The sequence below is a fragment of the Tunturibacter psychrotolerans genome (assembly GCF_040359615.1).
Lineage (GTDB): Bacteria > Acidobacteriota > Terriglobia > Terriglobales > Acidobacteriaceae > Edaphobacter > Edaphobacter psychrotolerans.
Genome location: NZ_CP132942.1, coordinates 4894084 through 4910324, shown reverse-complemented (window position 1 = coordinate 4910324; position 16241 = coordinate 4894084). Strand labels below are relative to the sequence as shown.

General features: G+C 57.3%; 13 protein-coding genes and 1 rRNA gene. 6 read left to right on the top strand and 8 right to left on the bottom strand.

The features are described 5' to 3' along the window. Positions 1 to 145 precede the first annotated feature (145 nt). Positions 146 to 262 (top strand): 5S ribosomal RNA (gene rrf, locus RBB77_RS20770). A gap of 298 nt (positions 263 to 560) precedes the next feature. Continuing rightward, positions 561 to 1355, top strand: coding sequence for an SAM hydrolase/SAM-dependent halogenase family protein (locus RBB77_RS20765; RefSeq protein ID WP_353063616.1), 795 nt, complete (start codon positions 561 to 563; stop codon positions 1353 to 1355). 69 nt (positions 1356 to 1424) lie between these two features. Here RBB77_RS20765 and RBB77_RS20760 read toward each other — a convergent pair whose 3' ends face one another. The 5 genes from RBB77_RS20760 to RBB77_RS20740 are packed head-to-tail and all read right to left on the bottom strand — an operon-like array spanning position 1425 to position 6895. Beyond that, positions 1425 to 3203, bottom strand: a complete 1779-nt coding sequence (locus RBB77_RS20760) for a DUF4097 family beta strand repeat-containing protein (protein WP_353063615.1) — start codon at positions 3201 to 3203, stop codon at positions 1425 to 1427. 3 nt (positions 3204 to 3206) lie between these two features. After that, positions 3207 to 4469 carry a B-box zinc finger protein gene (locus RBB77_RS20755; protein WP_353063614.1) on the bottom strand — a complete coding sequence of 421 codons (1263 nt, stop codon included), beginning with the start codon at positions 4467 to 4469 and terminating at the stop codon, positions 3207 to 3209. Further along, entirely contained in the window at positions 4466 to 5479 is a 1014-nt protein-coding gene (locus RBB77_RS20750) for an anti-sigma factor family protein (RefSeq protein ID WP_353063613.1), read from the bottom strand. The genes RBB77_RS20755 and RBB77_RS20750 overlap by 4 nt, the downstream gene beginning before the upstream one ends. A 1-nt stretch (position 5480) precedes the next feature. After that, the gene (locus tag RBB77_RS20745; protein WP_353063612.1) at positions 5481 to 6308 is read right to left on the bottom strand and encodes an RNA polymerase sigma factor; all 828 of its coding nucleotides are present in this window, start codon (positions 6306 to 6308) and stop codon (positions 5481 to 5483) included. Positions 6309 to 6364: 56 nt separating this feature from the next. Next, on the bottom strand, positions 6365 to 6895 hold the full coding sequence (locus tag RBB77_RS20740; RefSeq protein ID WP_353063611.1) for a superoxide dismutase family protein: 531 nt from the start codon (positions 6893 to 6895) through the stop codon (positions 6365 to 6367). A 139-nt stretch (positions 6896 to 7034) separates the two neighbouring features. Here RBB77_RS20740 and RBB77_RS20735 point away from each other — a divergent pair, with 139 nt between their 5' ends. Next, on the top strand, positions 7035 to 8546 hold the full coding sequence (locus RBB77_RS20735; RefSeq protein WP_353063610.1) for a S10 family peptidase: 1512 nt from the start codon (positions 7035 to 7037) through the stop codon (positions 8544 to 8546). Between the two features lie 81 nt (positions 8547 to 8627). On the opposite strand, the gene RBB77_RS20730 is transcribed toward RBB77_RS20735, so the two are convergent. Then, entirely contained in the window at positions 8628 to 9239 is a 612-nt protein-coding gene (locus tag RBB77_RS20730; protein ID WP_353063609.1) for a thymidine kinase, read from the bottom strand. A 413-nt stretch (positions 9240 to 9652) separates the two neighbouring features. On the opposite strand from RBB77_RS20730, the gene RBB77_RS20725 reads away from it, so the two are divergent. Then, a complete protein-coding gene (locus RBB77_RS20725) occupies positions 9653 to 11740 on the top strand; it encodes a S53 family peptidase (protein ID WP_353063608.1) in 2088 nt (695 codons plus the stop codon). A 289-nt stretch (positions 11741 to 12029) separates the two neighbouring features. After that, on the top strand, positions 12030 to 13913 hold the full coding sequence (locus tag RBB77_RS20720) for a S53 family peptidase (RefSeq protein ID WP_353063607.1): 1884 nt from the start codon (positions 12030 to 12032) through the stop codon (positions 13911 to 13913). Positions 13914 to 14036: 123 nt separating this feature from the next. On the opposite strand, the gene RBB77_RS20715 is transcribed toward RBB77_RS20720, so the two are convergent. After that, positions 14037 to 14486 (bottom strand): VOC family protein, encoded by a 450-nt coding sequence (locus RBB77_RS20715; RefSeq protein ID WP_353063606.1) that lies wholly within the window; start codon positions 14484 to 14486, stop codon positions 14037 to 14039. Between the two features lie 25 nt (positions 14487 to 14511). Continuing rightward, positions 14512 to 14904, bottom strand: coding sequence for a VOC family protein (locus RBB77_RS20710; protein ID WP_353063605.1), 393 nt, complete (start codon positions 14902 to 14904; stop codon positions 14512 to 14514). Between the two features lie 236 nt (positions 14905 to 15140). On the opposite strand from RBB77_RS20710, the gene RBB77_RS20705 reads away from it, so the two are divergent. Further along, positions 15141 to 16232 carry a class I SAM-dependent methyltransferase gene (locus tag RBB77_RS20705; RefSeq protein ID WP_353063604.1) on the top strand — a complete coding sequence of 364 codons (1092 nt, stop codon included), beginning with the start codon at positions 15141 to 15143 and terminating at the stop codon, positions 16230 to 16232. Positions 16233 to 16241: the final 9 nt, after the last annotated feature.

Sequence of the window (16241 nt, the reverse complement as noted above, 5' to 3'; positions counted from 1 at the left end):
CTCTGCGCAGTGAAGTCCACTGTTCTGGAGTCATTCAATACAAGCTTTGTAGTTATATCTTTTGGAAACTACGCAACACGTAACAAACGTCTAATCCCAATCTATTCAGTTGTGGAAGATCGCGAGAGCGATATTTCTAAAGTTTGCCGGTGAGTTTACCGCGAGGGTCACACCCGTTCCCATCCCGAACACGGAAGTTAAGCCTCGTTGGGCCGATGGTACTGCACGCGTAAGTGTGTGGGAGATTAGGTGATCGCCGGCATATTACAGAGCCCCATTCTTTCGAGAATGGGGCTTTTTTATTTCATGAGCTACCCCCAGCTATATATTCGCTATCACTGTAGCTCCGCATGCAGAGTGGCTATGAGTTAGATTCATAGTTACCGCTACTTCATTCTTCCGGAGTTATGACTTTGAGACACGTCAATTTAGTCAGAAAAGCTCTCTTTGCTTTGGTGCTAGTTGGTTTGTACGGATCGGCACAGTTGACTCGCGCACAACAAGCCTCATCTGAATCGCAGTCTCAAAGCGTAGCAAAAGCGCTCCGCACGATCGGGTTCATGACCGACTTCGATGTGAAGGACGATGCTGTGGGAATCTGCAAGGCGGTGATGAACGATGTAGCGCCTGGAGTCCAGGTCATCGACATTACGCACCAAGCGACTCCGTATGACATCGCGGAGGGGGCTAGGTTTCTCGCTGGCTCGGCTCCTTACTTTCCGAAAGATGCAGTGTTCGTGGTGGTCATCGATCCTACTGTAGGGAGTACGCGGCGAGCGATCATCGCGCGCTCCAAGAAGGGGCAGTTCTTTGTATTGCCGGACAACGGCCTGTTGACCTTGGTGCAGGATCGAGACGGGATCGAAGGGGCAAGAGAAATAACCAATCAGGAGTGGATGATCGGGGCAAAGACATCGTCCACTTTTCATGGAAGGGACATCTTTTCTCCGGCTGGTGCGCACTTGGCCCGGGGTGACGATTGGGCTACGGCTGGCCCCCCCGTTGATGTTGCCAGTCTTGTGAGGCTAGATCTTCGTACAGCGACCGTGGATGACGCGGGGTTGCATGGGGAGGTGATCGGCACTGATGGACCGTTCGGAAACCTAGTGTTGAATGTACCAGCGGAAACGTTTGCGAAACTGGGGTACAAAGTAGGCGATACGGTGCCGGTTCAGGTGAATGGACGTACCTATCAGTTGCCCTTTGTGAAGACCTTCAGCGATGTAGCGGTCGGAAAGCCGTTGGCCTATATTGACTCGCGCGGGCGGTTGAGTCTAGGAATCAATCAGAGGAGCTTTGCCGAAACTTATGGGATCCACCCGCCGGCCGCAGTGATGATCGCGAAAAAACAATGAGACGCACACCTAGCAAGCTCGCGCTTTCTCTGCATGGAGTCAGAAGAAACCTGATCCATTGGGTTGAGCTTATTCGTTCGGATCTTTTTGCTGTTTCGCATCTTTCGCCGCGCGGTTAGCTTCATCGGCTGCTTCTTTAGCCTCGCGTCTAGCTTCGTCCGCAGCTTCCTTTCCTTCACGCTTGCCTTCCGCAGCGGCCTCTTTGCCTTCACGAGCAGCTTCACGCGCCTCCTGCTTCGCCTCTTCCATGGCTTGACGCGCATCGGGTGGCATCGAAGTAATCTTTGGCATTGGAGGCATTGGAGGCAGTGGCATCACGCTTCCTTTCTTCACCGAGATGTCGCCCTGACTCGTGGAGATATGCAGAAGTGGGCCTCCCTTGCCAATCGTGCCGCTGATGACGTTCTTTTTGTCGTCATCGTCGTCGGACTTGATTTGAGAGAAGTCGCTTTCAATGTTTCCATTAGTGGCATCGAGCTGGTAACCGAAATTAGATTGTTCGGGAAGAGTCAGATTCACGGAGCCGTTGCGATTCTCCACGGTGACATTCCCAAGGGGAGGAGCGCTCGTAAGATCGACTGACCCATTGCGGTTGGTGACAGTGACGTCTCCGGCGACTCGGTCGAGTGTGACGTTGCGATTGCCTGCGGTCAGAGTCAAAGGGCCGACGGCTTCACTGGCGGAGATGTCGGCGTGGCTGATATCGATCTCGCCATCGAGACGGGCAAACTGAAGATCTGTGCGACTGGTATGAAACTTAATGGGGCCGCGAATGCGCTCGAAGTGGGTGGTGCCGAAAAAATCACCGCTCATATTGACGGGACCGCTGAGATCGGAGAGAGTCGTGTCATGGCCGCGACCCTGAATGGTGAGAGGCCCCGAGACGCTGTGCGCAGAGAGGTCAGAGTCGCTATTGTTGACGTGCGTAATGACCGGACCGGTGATTGCGCTAAGCTCGATGTTGCCGTGGTTGGCGGTGACTTGCAGTGGCGCCTTGAGGGCGCTGACGTGGACGTCGCCATGGTTAGCAGTGATGATAGTAGGAACTGTCGCCGGGATCGTGATGGTGAGATCCGCGCGGGTGCCGTCGATCGCGGGTATGGAAAGATTTAGAGTGTTTCCGCCAGAACTGCTGAGGCTTGGATTGAGGCGTTGAGCTTTGCCGTCGGCGTCGGAGTCAGAGCGAGTGTAGACCTCTTTGTGAACGGAGACGTGGATCTGGTTGTCGTCGCTGGTACCGGAGATGGAGATGTCGCCGCGAGGATTGTCGACGGTGAAGCCTGAGTTGGCAGGGAAGGACTGAGAAAGAGTCTGGTCGCTCTCATGCTTATCGCCAAGGAATTCGTCAATGTTGTCCTGGTTGAGGTTTAGGCCGTTGAGGACGTAGTTGTGACCGTTGCCGTTTCGAACGCTGCTGAAGACAATGCCCGTGATGCCCAAGATCAGCAGCAGCGTGAAGACGCCACCACCGAGACGGCGACGATATCGGGGTTGGGTGGAGTCCGACTGCATGTACTGGTCGTATGCCCATTCCAGAAGCATGACAACTCCGGCGCCGACCAGCAGGAGCGGCCAAAAGCGCCCGTACCAATCCCACAAGCTGTGAGCTCCGATCCGTCCAGTCTGCACGAGCAGAAAGAGGATGCCGATCGTGATAAGTAGCAGGGGCCCAAGGATAGAGCTACGCCTGAGACTGCGAGCTTGGTACCGGTAGGCATCACGCTGAGCGCGGGCTATGTCGCGTTGTGCGCGGGCTTGTTCCTTGAGAACGCGACGCTGATATTTCCAATCGCCTCCGTAGGGAGGGCCGGGCGGTGGTGGATAAGGTGGCGGCGGATAGCTTCCCATTGACTAGCTCCCTTCCTGATCGTGCTGGCTGGAGGGAACGATGTTGGTGCTGGTGGGAGGAGCTGCGGCCGGGGGAGCGGGGGCGACTCCGTACGGATAAGCAACTGCGGCGGCCGAGTTGAAAGAGGTGCGCTGAAAGACTGCCATTAGACCGGCAACGATGATGAAGAATGGCCAGCTATGGGACCAGGAGAGGATGTCAAAAGAGTCGAGCAGGAACAAGACGCCGACGAGGATAACCCAGATGGAACCGCGAAGTGCGCTGAAGAGACGATACTGGTACGCGGGGGTGCCGTCGTCGGAGAGACCCGTTCCTGTGCCGGTCATCTTGTGGACGAAGAGCCAGACGCCGAGTCCGATGAGGAAGAAGGGGATGATTCGGTGGATGGGAAAGTGATGGAAGAGGCCAGCATTTCCGACCAGGAAGACGCAGCCCAGGCCGATGAGCCAGAGAGCGCCCGCGGGAAAGCGATTACGCGGGAGATTCAGGTTGGGATCGACTGGGTAAGCAGCTGTGCCGTAGGGCGGGATGGGAGTTACGGGTGGTGCGGCGTAGCTTTCCCACGGAGATCCCCAGGCAGCTGAGGGTTGTTGGGGAGGGTAACCTGTGGCAGGTGGGGTGTAAGTGCTGCTCGCGGCGGAATCTGAGGTGGCGGTCGTTGCGGTGTCCTGCGGAACGAAGGGAGCAGGAGAACCCGAATGGCTGGTGCCAGGCCAGGATTTTCCGAAGCCAAGACGCTCGCCGAGATCATTCAGGCCAAAAGGATTCGGGAGAGGAGTGCCATCGCGACGGGCTCTAGCAGTGTGGTAGGCCTCGATCACCTGATAGCACATCCAGCCGGCGATGAAGATGCCGAAGATGCCGTGCTCGTCTGCGAGGCTGACAAGAATCGCGAAGACTACCAGGTGCACGACACCCTTGGCGTACTGGCCGTTGTACATGGCGCCGACGCCGGGAATGAAGCCCAACAGCGCGGCTAAGCCGGGATTGGGTGCTCCGGGAGGAGTAGGGGGTGGGACAACGCCGCTAACGGAGTAGTTCACGCCAGCTTCGCTTCCACTGTAAGTGTAAGTGCCGCCCGAGGGGCCGGTTGTGTAGGTTCCGCCAGCAGGTGGGGGAGATCCAGCACCCGCGAGTCTGGCAGCAAGGCAGGGTTCGCAGAAGACAGCAGAGCCGACAGTGCGGGTGCACTCCTGGCAGAGTGGCTTGCCGCAGTTCTGGCAAAAAGCAACACGTTCACGATCAGGATGGTTTGCGCAGTTCATACCAATCCCCCTTCCAACTTAATGACACTGGGAGTAAAGACAACAAAATTCTGAGACTGGAAGGGGAGAGGGGCCCGGGTACTAACAGACGCTACTAGCTGGACATTTCCGCCGGGAATTTCGCGCCGGCTGGAGCCAGGGTTGGGTTTGGGGCTGTTCTGCTTCTGGTCGTTCTTCTGGCCGGGCTTTTGATCCTTTGGATCATCCGGCTGCTGCCCTGCAGGTTTGCGGTTCTGCTGGGCGGCGGGGTCGTTCTGGTTGGCCGGCGTGCTAACCGTTCCGGCCGATCCCTCATCATCCGATGAGCGTTGCAAATCGCGGACGCGAGACTCGAGTTCGTAGACGACCCGAAGGTTGTCTGAGTAGCGCACGACCTTTGCCTTGGCCTCGTAGCAACTGCGCAGGATGCTGGAGGGTTTGAGGTCGCTGGCGTGAAGCTGACTGAAGCGAACCCCGGTGAGGTTCATAGTGAGTGCGATAGAGAAGAAAGCCATGGCAGCAGTCATTGCGAGACGCGGCTGCAACATCGTCTGGCCTAAGGAACGAAGCCCATGGGTGACGCGAGTACGGAAAGGAAGAACCTTGCCAGAGGCGAAAGGATTGGTTGCGAGGGGTGCGCCCAAGGGAGGGAGTAGCGACGAATGGCCGGGGAGAGGGGTCGGTGTACGAAGGTAATCAGTTCTACCGAGGACGATGGGGGGCTGGTCTTCTTTGACGGGACCAAGGGACGATTTGCCGCTGGTCTGGGCGAGGATGCTCTCAAAAAGCGAGGCGGGTGGCTCAGGACGGGGAGACCTAAGCATCTCCATCCACGCCGCTCCGCGTTGAGCATCAGCGAGCAGTGCTGCACAACTGGGGCAGCCGATCATGTGGGTGTCGAAGGTGGCCTGATCTGCCTTCGACAGAGTGCCATCGAGTGCATCCACGAGCATCGCTTCGCATTGCGCGCAGTGCTGTGGATCGCCGGGTCCACCGGGCCCGCCGCTGCCGAATTTGTTGAAGTCTGCCACTTTAAACCACCTGCCCTTCTATACGTTGCAAAAGCCTTGCAAGTTCCCCGCGACCGCGACTGATGCGGCTTTTTACCGTACCTTCGGGTATGCGGAGAACCTGGGATATCTCTTTGTAATCCATATCCTCGAGATCGCGCAGAATAACAGCTTCGCGAAGCTCAGGGGAGAGTTGTTTGAGTGCGTTCTGAACCCGAACTTTGAGTTCCAGACCGGCGACATGATGCTCCTGAGATGGCCGGGGGTCAGCAAGCCGGTCGCCCATGGTGGGACCATCTTCGTCGCCTTCAAAGGTAGCGTCCAGAGAGTCGGAGGCACGCTCGAGGCGAGTACGGCGGAAATGGTCGACCAGAAGATTGCGGGCCAGCGTGGTAATCCAGGTCTGAAAGCTGCCCTTTTGCGTGTCGAAGCTGGAAAGGTTCTTATAAAGCTTGAGAAAGACCTCTTGCGTCAGATCCTCGGCGTCGCTACCTGAGCCGGTAAAGCGGTAGCAGATAGCGTAGATGCGGCGATGTTGCGAGGCGACCAACTGCTGCCAGGCCTGCGAGTCACCTGCCATGCACTGGCGCACCAGTTTGGCGACTGCTTCCTGCGCGGCTTCCTGTTCCGGGGTACGCTCCAACTTCGCCTCAAGTGATTTTGTCGGTGGGAGCAGTGTACCGCGTGGAGCGGGAGCCGGATTGATTTGTTGGTGGACCTGTAGCCTCTCAACAAACCCGGGAGCCGGTTGAGTGAGGTGCTGTGTAGCAACTCGGGGCAGGCGGCGCGCCACGGACTTGAGTCCTGCGTGTCGGCTCACCGTCGGAATCGCCATGTGTAAAACGCCCATGCGTGACTATACGCACAGGCGTTCTGATTGGTTCAAAACACAGACATTGCGTGTGGTTAGGGGGTCGGAGCTGAGATCACGCCACAAGCGATCCGATTGCCGGAGTTACCTGAGGGGTCAGTCTTCATGTCGTCTGCCTTTTCGTGGATGACGATCGAGGTACCGCCATTGGCGAGGATGCTGTTCGCTGCGGTGGGGTCCATCGAGAGGTAGTCCACGTTGAAGGTGGCTTGGCCGAGATGGCCTTCTCCGATGGTGACATTCGTCGGGAGGTCGCCCGCGTGATGGCCCGCCGGGTTCTGGAAGCCGTGCTGTTTGTCGGTTGGATTGAAGTGGCCACTGGCCGTCTTGAAGTCAGGCGCATCGCAGAGTGGCTTGGCGTGGATGTGGACGCCGTGATCCCCAACGGGGAGGTCCTTGAGATCGAGTTTGATATGGACACCCTTCTTGGAAGGACTGAAGGTTGCGGTCCCTGCGTCCTCGCCAGTGGCGGTCTTGATGGGTACGACGACAGCATTCTTAGGCTTGGCGAAGGCGGGAACTGCGAGAAGGCTGAGAGTCACGGCGGCGGCGAGCGTCTTGCGCATTGGCATATCTCCAGATCGACTACCTGATGAGAATACCGAAGTATTTGTTTGGGTTGCGTGAAGGCTCGCAACATCTATGTAAAATTTGGAGATGATTTCAGCGCGACCCCTGTTCCTGTCGAAGTTCCTCGTTTTTTCTTTGCTCCTTACAAGTTTCTCTCCAGCTGTCCCATCCGCAGTTGCGCAAGCTGCCTCGGATGCGAAACCTGCCGACGCCAAGCCTACCGATGCGAAGTCTGCTGCAACGGCGGGAATGTCCACCACGTTGCCGCCCCTGCCAGCGGACGCTCATGTAGAGCAAAGCATGCAGATGGAAGGCAAGACGCTGCACTACACCGTAACGGTTGGAACTCTGCCTGTGCGAGACAGCAAAGGCGCGTTGAGCGGCGAAGTCGTCTACACCTCCTACGTTGCCGAAGGTAAGGACCGGCCCGTAACGTTCGCTTTCAATGGCGGCCCAGGCGCAGCCTCGGTGTATCTGAACCTGGGCGCGATCGGACCGAAGAGAGTAGCGTTTGGCGCTGAGGGACAAAGCCCGTCAGACCCGGCGACGCTGACCGACAATCCGGGGACGTGGCTCGACTTTACGGATCTGGTGTTCATCGATCCGATCGGGACGGGTTTTTCGCGGTCGCTGGTTTCCGAAGAAGAGGCAAAGAAGCAGTTCTATGGCCCGGACCAGGATATTGCCTATTTGTCGCGGAACATCTACGACTGGCTGGTGAAGAACGGGCGACTGCAGTCTCGCAAGTACATCGTGGGCGAGAGCTATGGCGGGTATCGCGGACCGAGGCTGACAGCTTATCTGCAGTCGCAGACCGGCGTCGCCGTGAATGGACTCGTCCTGGTATCTCCGGCGCTCTCTCCGCAGGCCGGTTCTCAGGATCTCTCGCCGATTCCATGGATGATGACGCTGCCGTCGATCGTCGCTGCAAACTATGAGCGGCAGGGCAAGCTGACGAACGAGAGTATGGCCGAGGTGATCGACTACACACGCGGGGAGTACGCGGTGGATCTGATGAAAGGCAACAGCGATCCGGCCGCGACCCCTCGGCTGGTAAAGAAGGTGACGGAGCTGACCGGGCTCGATCCGACGTTCGTCAAGCAGTCGGGTGGACGGCTGGAGACGCAGGCGTTTCTGCGCGAGGAGTTTCGCGAGACGGGCAAGCTGGGCAGCCGGTATGACCCGAATGTGACGGCGTACGATCCGTTCCCTTACAACCCGACGCAGGAGACACAAGACCCGATTTTGTTGAGCATTATTGCGCCCACCACTACCGCAATGGTGGATTTTGTCACGCGAACAGTTGGCTGGAAGACAGATGCGAGCTATAACGCGCTGTCGTTCGAGGTCAACAGAATGTGGGATCAGAGCGGACATGATGGCGCCTTCTCCGGGTCGGCTGCTGCGTCCGATCTGCGAGTCGCGGTAGCGACCGATCCCAAGCTGCGTGTCGTGATTGCGCATGGATGGGCGGATCTGTCCTGCCCGTTCATGGGATCGGTGCTGACGGTGAGCCAGATCCCGACGATGGGCGATGCGACGCGGGTGCAGGTGCACGAATACCCCGGTGGGCATATGTATTACGCACGGCCGGCTAGTTCGTTGGCGTTGCGCAAGGATGTGATGGAGATGGTGTCGAAGCACTGATCTTCGTCGCCTGAATTGAAAGCAAAACGCCAGGGAGACTTGCTCTCCCTGGCGTTTTTGTTGGCCTTTTGACGTGATTCGTCAGATGGAGACGATTGCCGGAAGTTCGAGCTGCTCGGAGTGGTGTTCGTCGAGCAATGGTTCGAAGTGGGTGCGGCAGCGCGCTTCGTAGAGGCCGGCAGCGCCTACGAGGACGAGCTCCTGGCTTTGGCCGAGGCGCTGGGTGTGAATGGCGGGGGCACCGCAGACCATGCAGACGGCGGAGAGTTTGGTGACCTCGTCGGCGATGGCCATAAGGTCGGGAATGGGGCCGAAGGGTTCGGCGCTGAAGGTGGTGTCGAGGCCGGCTAGGATGATGCGTTTGCCCAGATGAACCAGCTCTACGGTGAGTGGGATGATGGCGTCGTCGAAGAACTGCGCCTCATCGATGCCGATGACGTCGATGTCGTCTAACTGTGGGAATAGCGCGGCTTTCAGGTGCTCGACGTTGGTGACGGTGGTGGCTTCGTGGGTTTGCGAGCTGTGGCTGGCGATCGAGGTGCGGTGATAGCGGAGATCGATGTCGGGCTTGTAGCAGGCGACGCGTTGGCGGGCGATGCGGGCGCGCTTCAGGCGGCGGATGAGTTCCTCGGATTTGCCGGAGAACATGGGGCCTACGATGGCTTCGATTCTGCCTGGGATGGGGTGGGTCATTGTGCGGAGGCCTTTGATCGGGGTATCTCGCTATCCTAAACGCGGGGTGCGGTGGATTTCCGGTCCGTATTTTTTCTTCAGGGAGATTTGTGGTTTTTGCTGGGGGTTTTACGGAAAAGAGCGTTTTGAGTGTGGTTTTTTGCTGGTGAGAACGTGGTGGATTGCATGGAAAACGTGGTGAATTAGTAGCGTGTTTTTATGCTCTGAAAAATGTGACACGTTTGTGAACTTTATTTTTACGGCACGCAAAAGTGATCCGGACGCTTGACCGCAGGGACGGGGCAACCATAATATTCGTCCACCGATCCCCCGGGCCCCCAAAGAGGAAGCTTCACAGTCCTGCTTTCGTTGCACGCCGATACTTCTCCCATAACTGATTCGAACGGACAACCCAATTCAACGAGGATATTGCTATGACGCAGCACTCCTTTCGTAATCGTGTGTCTTCTCCCCTAACCTTCGCAGCGCTTGGAGTTATGGCGCTGCTGGCAGGTTCGGCATTCGCTGCCCCAGCCGGCCAGACCGCGAATATAGTCGGGCCGGAAGACGAGTCAAAACCGATCTCAGTGACGGTCTGGCTCAACCCGCATAACAAGGCAGCTTTGGATACGGCTGTCGACCAGATGTATGACTCAAGCTCTCCGAACTACCATCGATTCCTCACGCTGAAGCAGTTCAATGAGCAGTATGCCCCGACGGATAAGGAAGTGGGGACGGTTCGCGACTATCTGACGGCTCACAACCTGAAGGTGACCTCGACGGAGAAGAACAATCGCTTTGTGGTGGCGCAGGGTAACGTCGGGGCCGCGCAGACGGCGTTCAATACCAAGATCAACAAGGTGATGGTGGATGGAGTGATGCACCATGCCAACGCGACTCCAGCCACGGTTACCGGAGCAGCGAGTGCGCTGGTGGCTACGGTGCAGGGGTTGAGCGATCTTCGGTACAAAGCTATGGTCAAGCGTGCTGCCAATCCTGAAACAGGTGTGCCTTACGCGGGGGTTTCTCCTTCTTCTGCCGGCGCCGATGGACTGTTCTTCAGCGGAGATTGTCTCCGTCCAGCGGAATCGCATGTCTTCAAGACCGATGGGAGTTTCCCGGAGGCGTTCTATGCAGGCAATCGCTATGGAGCCGACATCACCAATACCGCGCCCAATCTGCCGCCGTGCGGCTATGACGCGAATGAGATCCAAACTGCGTATGGCCTAAAGCAGCTCTATAAAAAGGGTTTGGATGGTACGGGCCAGACCATCGTCATCGTGGATGCTTTCGGTTCGAACACAATTCTTTCCGATGCCAACTTGTTCTCTCAACTCAATGGATTGCCCGCTCTGACCTCTTCAAATTTCCAGATCGTCACTCCGACCGGCCCGGTGACCTGTACCGCGACCAACGGGTGCATCGCAGGGGACTGGCAGCTTGAAACGACGCTGGATGTGGAATGGGCGCACGCGATCGCTCCCAACGCCAACATCGTCCTGGTGTTGACTGTCGACAACTCATTGACCAATCTTGATCTTGGAGATCTGGCTGCGATCGGGAACCAATATGGCAACGTGATTTCGAACAGCTTCGGGATCTCGGAGATAGCGCTGAAGGAGTTTGATCCAGCGGAACTAGTGGTAGAGAACGGTATTGCGCAGATTGCTGCTGCATTAGGGATCTCGCTCAACGTTTCCACCGGCGACGATGGCGATCAACTTATAACCAATAATGAGGACTTCGGGATCAACGCGGTGTCAGTCAACGCGAATGCCGACTCTCCGTTTGCGACGGCGGTGGGCGGTACCAGTACGTTTCTAGACCCCAAGAACGACATTAAGCTGCAGACGGGTTGGGGCTTGAACGTTGCCTTTTTGACCACTCCAGCTCCTAACGCGCCGCTTGTTCCCCCCACGTTTCTCGGCTTTCAGAGCGGGTCTGGAGGCGGCACAAGCGTTGTTTATGCGAAGCCAAAGTTCCAGAAGAGCCTGAAAGGTAAGTTCCGCCTGTTGCCTGATATCTCCATGAATGCGGACCCACAGACTGGCAGCGAGATCATCGTTTCCCCTGATGGCAATCCTGCAAATGTGACGGTTATAGTGGCCGGCGGGACCAGCCTGTCTTGTCCGATGTTCTCCGGCCTTTGGGCGATTGCGAACCAGGCGGCAGGAGGAGGGCCGATTGGAGAGGCGGCGCCGATCCTCTATGAACTGCCTGACAAGGCGATCATCGACGTCAATCTGACGCCCGTTGATACGCTGCTGAATGTGTCCGGACTTATCATCGATCCGCCGAATGCTCCGATCTTTGAAAGCCAGACTGATTTGGCGCAGCCGCTGCAGAACACGAAGCTGTTTGTCAGCGCGCTATACAACAGCCACAGTTCGACTCGCTGGGATCTGTTCACGTTCGGAACGGACTCGTCGCTGTTCACAGCTCCCGGTTGGGACAACGTGACTGGCCTGGGTACGCCGAATGGTACGACGTTCATCAATCAGGTCGTGAAGGCTGTTCAGTAGGGACGCTGCAAAATTCTGCGTTTGGATTATGGGGCAGGCGTTCGTTAGAGCGCCTGCCGTTTTATTGGGGGCTTAATAGAGTCAGAAAATATGCAAATCACCGAACTTTGTTGTTGTCTCACGCAAAAATGATCTTGACGCTTGACCGGAACGCCGGAACGACCGTAGTATCCATCCACCGACGGCACCTCGCTCAAGACCCTGCTCTGGCAATTCCACGTTCGTTGTACGTCTTGTCGTCCCATGCAATGGATTCAGACACGCAAACCAATTTAGTGAGGCTACTTCCATGAAGCTACGTTCTCTTCGCACCGCGATGGTGCATTCTATCTGCCTGACGGCGGTAGGAATCGCTCTGCTGCCTCTGTCGGCGAGCGGACAAACAACCAGCAATACCGTGAAGGCATCGGATGTCTCGATCGGCAACGTGCTTGCGGTGACTTTTTACCTGCCACTCAACAATTCGCGCGAGGCGGAGGCTGCTGCTGCTGAGCTACAGGATCCCTTCAGCCGGAGCTATCACCAGTTTCTCAGCGTTTCGGAGTTTGTGAACCGCTATGCTCCGAGCGATGCGCAGGTGGAAAAGGTAGAGCGGACTCTCAAGGGCATGGGATTCACGATTCAATATGTTTATCCTAACCACCTTGCGATTGAGGCCATCAGCCCGACCGCGAATGCCGCGAGTGTGTTGGGTCTGAACCTGAAGACCTTCACGGTCAAGGGCCGCACGGGAACGGCTTCAACGACTCCGGTGACGCTGCCCTCTTCCTTGCAGGGCTTGATCCTCGGCGTCGGTGGCATCAATACGATGTCTCATGCGCATCCGATGCACCTCACCCCGGCGGTTGGGCATAGCGTGACGCCAAAGGCTGTACCTGGCGCGCTCACCGGTGGCACGCCTGGCGATTATCTTCCTGCAGACTTTGCAAACTTTTACGACGTCAACCCAATCTATGCACGCGGGATCAGCGGCCGTGGAACCACTATCGGAATCGTAACGCTCAACGACTTCAAGGAGGCCGATGCGTATCTCTTCTGGAAGCTGATTGGACTTAAAGTCTCGCAATCGCGAATCACCAAGGTGAACGTCGACGGCGGCGTGACTGCTTCGACCAACAATCTGGATGGTGAGGGTGAGACAGACATCGATGTGGAGGAGTCGGGAGCGCTTGCGCCTAACGCAAACGTCCGCGTCTACATTGCTCCGAACATCACCAATGCGAACTTCATTAATGGGTTCGAGGCAGCGGCTTCCGAGAACATTGCGGATACCGTTTCGACCAGCTGGGGTCAACCGGAGCTGGACTACTTCTACGACATCGCGACCCATACTGCATCAGAGACCTGGATGCTGCAGGCTTTTCACGAAGCGTTCCTGGAGATGGCCCTGCAGGGACAGACTCTCTTTGTAGCGACCGGCGACTCGGGCGCCTTTGACACGGTTCGTGGGTGCCCGGTGACGGGTCCACCTGCTACAGAGGATGATCCTCTCTGCAACTCACCTTACGCTGTCGACCATCCGGCAAGCGATCCGCTGGTGACGGCGGCGGGTGGGACTACACTTCCGTTCTCGTTCTCGCTGAATGACGGCGTTGTGTTGACCGTGAAACACGAGCAGGCGTGGAGCTGGGATTACATCTCAACCCAGGCGGCGGAGCAGGGACATGCGGCAGACATTCCGGTGTCGGCCGTGTTCTCGGTGGGTGATGGTGGCGGAGTCAGCTCCTACTGGCCGCTGCCTACTTATCAGTTCTTTACTCCTGGCTTCACTTTGACGAAGCCGGGGCAAACATTCAAAGAGGACACCGGTTCGGGGTTGGTGTTGCAGACCGTACTGCCGCCGTTTTTCCTGGGCCGCAACATGCCAGATCTTTCAACCAACGCAGACCCGGAGAGCGGCTATCAGTTTATCGAGGAGGACTCGCTTGGTGACTTCGAAGGCGGCACCAGCTTTGTGGCACCGCAGTTGAACGGCGTTACGGCGCTGTTCGTCGAGGGTCTGGGCCATCGCGTTGGGCAGCTCAATCCGGCTCTTTATCGTCTTGGCGCGAGCGCTACGACGGATATCAGAGACGGCGATAACTGGGGCTACAAAGCCGACTTTGGCTACGACAATGCGGCGGGATTGGGAGTGCTTGACGCAAACAAGCTGTTGAACGGCCTCAAGCACTAACGCCGGAAAGAATGACAGGGCCTCGAACGTTGGTTCGAGGCCTGTCTTCCCTCTCCTTCACAAATTCATCCCTTGTTGTGACGAGGTGCATCGGCTGGCGTCCCATGGGCGCCAGCCTATTTTTTAGATGAATATGTCTGGGGCTTGATAGATGGATTCCTCAGGGGTGTCGGTGGGGCTCTCGAAGTCTAATTTGTAACCGTCGGGGTCCGTGAGGATGACGACCCACATTCCGTTGCCGACGAAGGGGCGTTGCGGGTGAAGGCCTCGCGCAATGGTCTGGTGATAGATGGCAAGAGCATCGTTGCACTGGAAGCAGATTGAGACCCCTTCGCCTCGTTTGGTCGAAGGGGCTTTGCCTGGCTCATACTCCTGGAGCATGTGGGCTGCGCCGTCTCGTTCGAGCCAACACCAGCGGAGCTTTCCGTTGTCGATCCATTCTTTGGTTTTGGTGAAGCCGAGGCCGTCGACGTAGAAGCGGAGGGATGCTTCTATGTTCGAGACCCAGAAGAACGGTACGGCCTGCTTGATGTTGAGGATGCTCTTTTCGGATTCGATCTCGAGAGTTGGCATGAGATTTCCTTTCGACGAAAGATGACTAGTCTGCGAGGGGTTGCCATAGTTCGATGCGGTTGCCCTCGGGATCGGTGATCCAGGCGAAGTGGCCGTAGTCGGCGCTCTGGCGGTCTGGGTCGATGGGGATGTTTTCGGCGGCGAGTTGCGTGAGGAGTTCGTCGAGGTTGTCGACGCGATAGTTGATCATGGCCTGTTGCGGGCCTTTTTCGTTGCCTGGGCCGAAGTTCTTGCTGTTTTCTGGAAAGAGGGACCAGGTGGTCATGCCGGTGGCGGCGGGGACTTCGTCAGTCCAGAGGAAGGTGGCGCCGCCGTAGTCGGAGAGGGTGATGCCGAGGTGTTTGACGTACCAGGCTGAGAGGGATTTAGGGTCGCGCGCGCGCAGGAAGACGCCGCCTATGCCGGTGACTCGGGCCATGAAGCCTCCTTGAATTGAAGTCGAGTATATACACAAGAGATTGATTGCAGGGGGTCTTGGAGGCGGCAGGGGTTGCGCGTTGACCTTTGGAGTTGGTGGCGCGTATGCTCGTCGGCAGTTGATGGGCCCCGAGGATCTGCGCGACGTAACGTGCCGGTACGTGTGGCTAATCAAGAGCTCCTGCACATTCAAGGACGTTACTGCGATCCCGGATTATTTTTTCCGAGGAGATTGCGATGTCTACAACACAACAGGCCGCTCCACAGGGGCGGACGATCAATCCCGATGCGCTGAATGCGTTGTTGGGGCGTGTCGTTCAGGATATGGGTGCGGCGATGAACGCACCTCTGATCCTGATCGGCGACAGGCTTGGCCTCTATCGTGCGATGGGGGATGGAGTTCCGGTGACTCCGGCGGAGTTGGCCAAGCGGACAGGGACCGCGGAACGCTATGTGCGCGAGTGGCTGAATGCAAATGCCGCCGGGCGTCTGGTGGAATACGACGCGGAGAAGGGGACGTTTTTTCTGACTCCTGAGCAGGCGATGGTGATGGCGCTGGACGACACGCCGGTGCATCTGCCGGGGTTTTATCATATGCTGGCTTCGCTCATGAAGGATGAAGAGAAGCTGACGGAGATCTATCGCACGGGCAAGGGGATGGGTTGGCACGAGCATGAGAAGGGGTTGTTTGAAGGGTGTGAACGGTTTTTTCGACCGACCTATCTTGCGAACCTTGTCTCAAGCTGGATTCCTGCGCTCGAGGGAGTGGAGGCGAAGCTGAAGGCCGGTGCGCGTGTTGCAGATATCGGCTGCGGACACGGAGCGTCGACGCTGCTGATGGCGAAGTCGTACCCGGCTTCGAAGTTCTTTGGGTTCGACTATCACAGCCCTTCGATTGAAAAGGCACGCGAGAAGGCGAAGGCTGCGGGAGTCGCGGATCGTGTGACGTTTCAAGTGGCTCCGGCGAAGGCGTTTCCGGGGAAGAACTATGACTTTGTGGCCTTCTTCGATTGCCTGCACGATATGGGAGACCCAGTGGGAGCCGCAAAGTATGTGAAGACGACTCTGGCAGAGGGCGGGACGTGGATGATTGTCGAGCCGTTCTCGAACGACGATACTGCGACAAACCATAATCCCGTGGGACGGATCTACTACTCTGCTTCGGCGACGATCTGTGTGCCTTGTTCGCTTTCGCAGGAGGTTGCGCTTGGCCTCGGTGCGCAGGCTGGTCCTGCGAGGATCGAAGACGTGGTGCGAAAGGGCGGGTTCACGCACTTCCGCAAAGCTGCAGAGACGCCATTCAATATGGTTTTCGAAACGCGTGCTTGAAGGGGAGTT

Coding starts and splice junctions, on each gene's coding strand:
- RBB77_RS20765 (WP_353063616.1), top strand. CDS start 561: ATGACCGACTTCGATGTGAAGGACGATGCTGTGGGAATCTGCAAGGCG.
- RBB77_RS20760 (WP_353063615.1), bottom strand. CDS start 3,203: ATGGGAAGCTATCCGCCGCCACCTTATCCACCACCGCCCGGCCCTCCC.
- RBB77_RS20755 (WP_353063614.1), bottom strand. CDS start 4,469: ATGAACTGCGCAAACCATCCTGATCGTGAACGTGTTGCTTTTTGCCAG.
- RBB77_RS20745 (WP_353063612.1), bottom strand. CDS start 6,308: ATGGGCGTTTTACACATGGCGATTCCGACGGTGAGCCGACACGCAGGA.
- RBB77_RS20740 (WP_353063611.1), bottom strand. CDS start 6,895: ATGCGCAAGACGCTCGCCGCCGCCGTGACTCTCAGCCTTCTCGCAGTT.
- RBB77_RS20730 (WP_353063609.1), bottom strand. CDS start 9,239: ATGACCCACCCCATCCCAGGCAGAATCGAAGCCATCGTAGGCCCCATG.
- RBB77_RS20725 (WP_353063608.1), top strand. CDS start 9,653: ATGACGCAGCACTCCTTTCGTAATCGTGTGTCTTCTCCCCTAACCTTC.
- RBB77_RS20720 (WP_353063607.1), top strand. CDS start 12,030: ATGAAGCTACGTTCTCTTCGCACCGCGATGGTGCATTCTATCTGCCTG.
- RBB77_RS20715 (WP_353063606.1), bottom strand. CDS start 14,486: ATGCCAACTCTCGAGATCGAATCCGAAAAGAGCATCCTCAACATCAAG.
- RBB77_RS20710 (WP_353063605.1), bottom strand. CDS start 14,904: ATGGCCCGAGTCACCGGCATAGGCGGCGTCTTCCTGCGCGCGCGCGAC.
- RBB77_RS20705 (WP_353063604.1), top strand. CDS start 15,141: ATGTCTACAACACAACAGGCCGCTCCACAGGGGCGGACGATCAATCCC.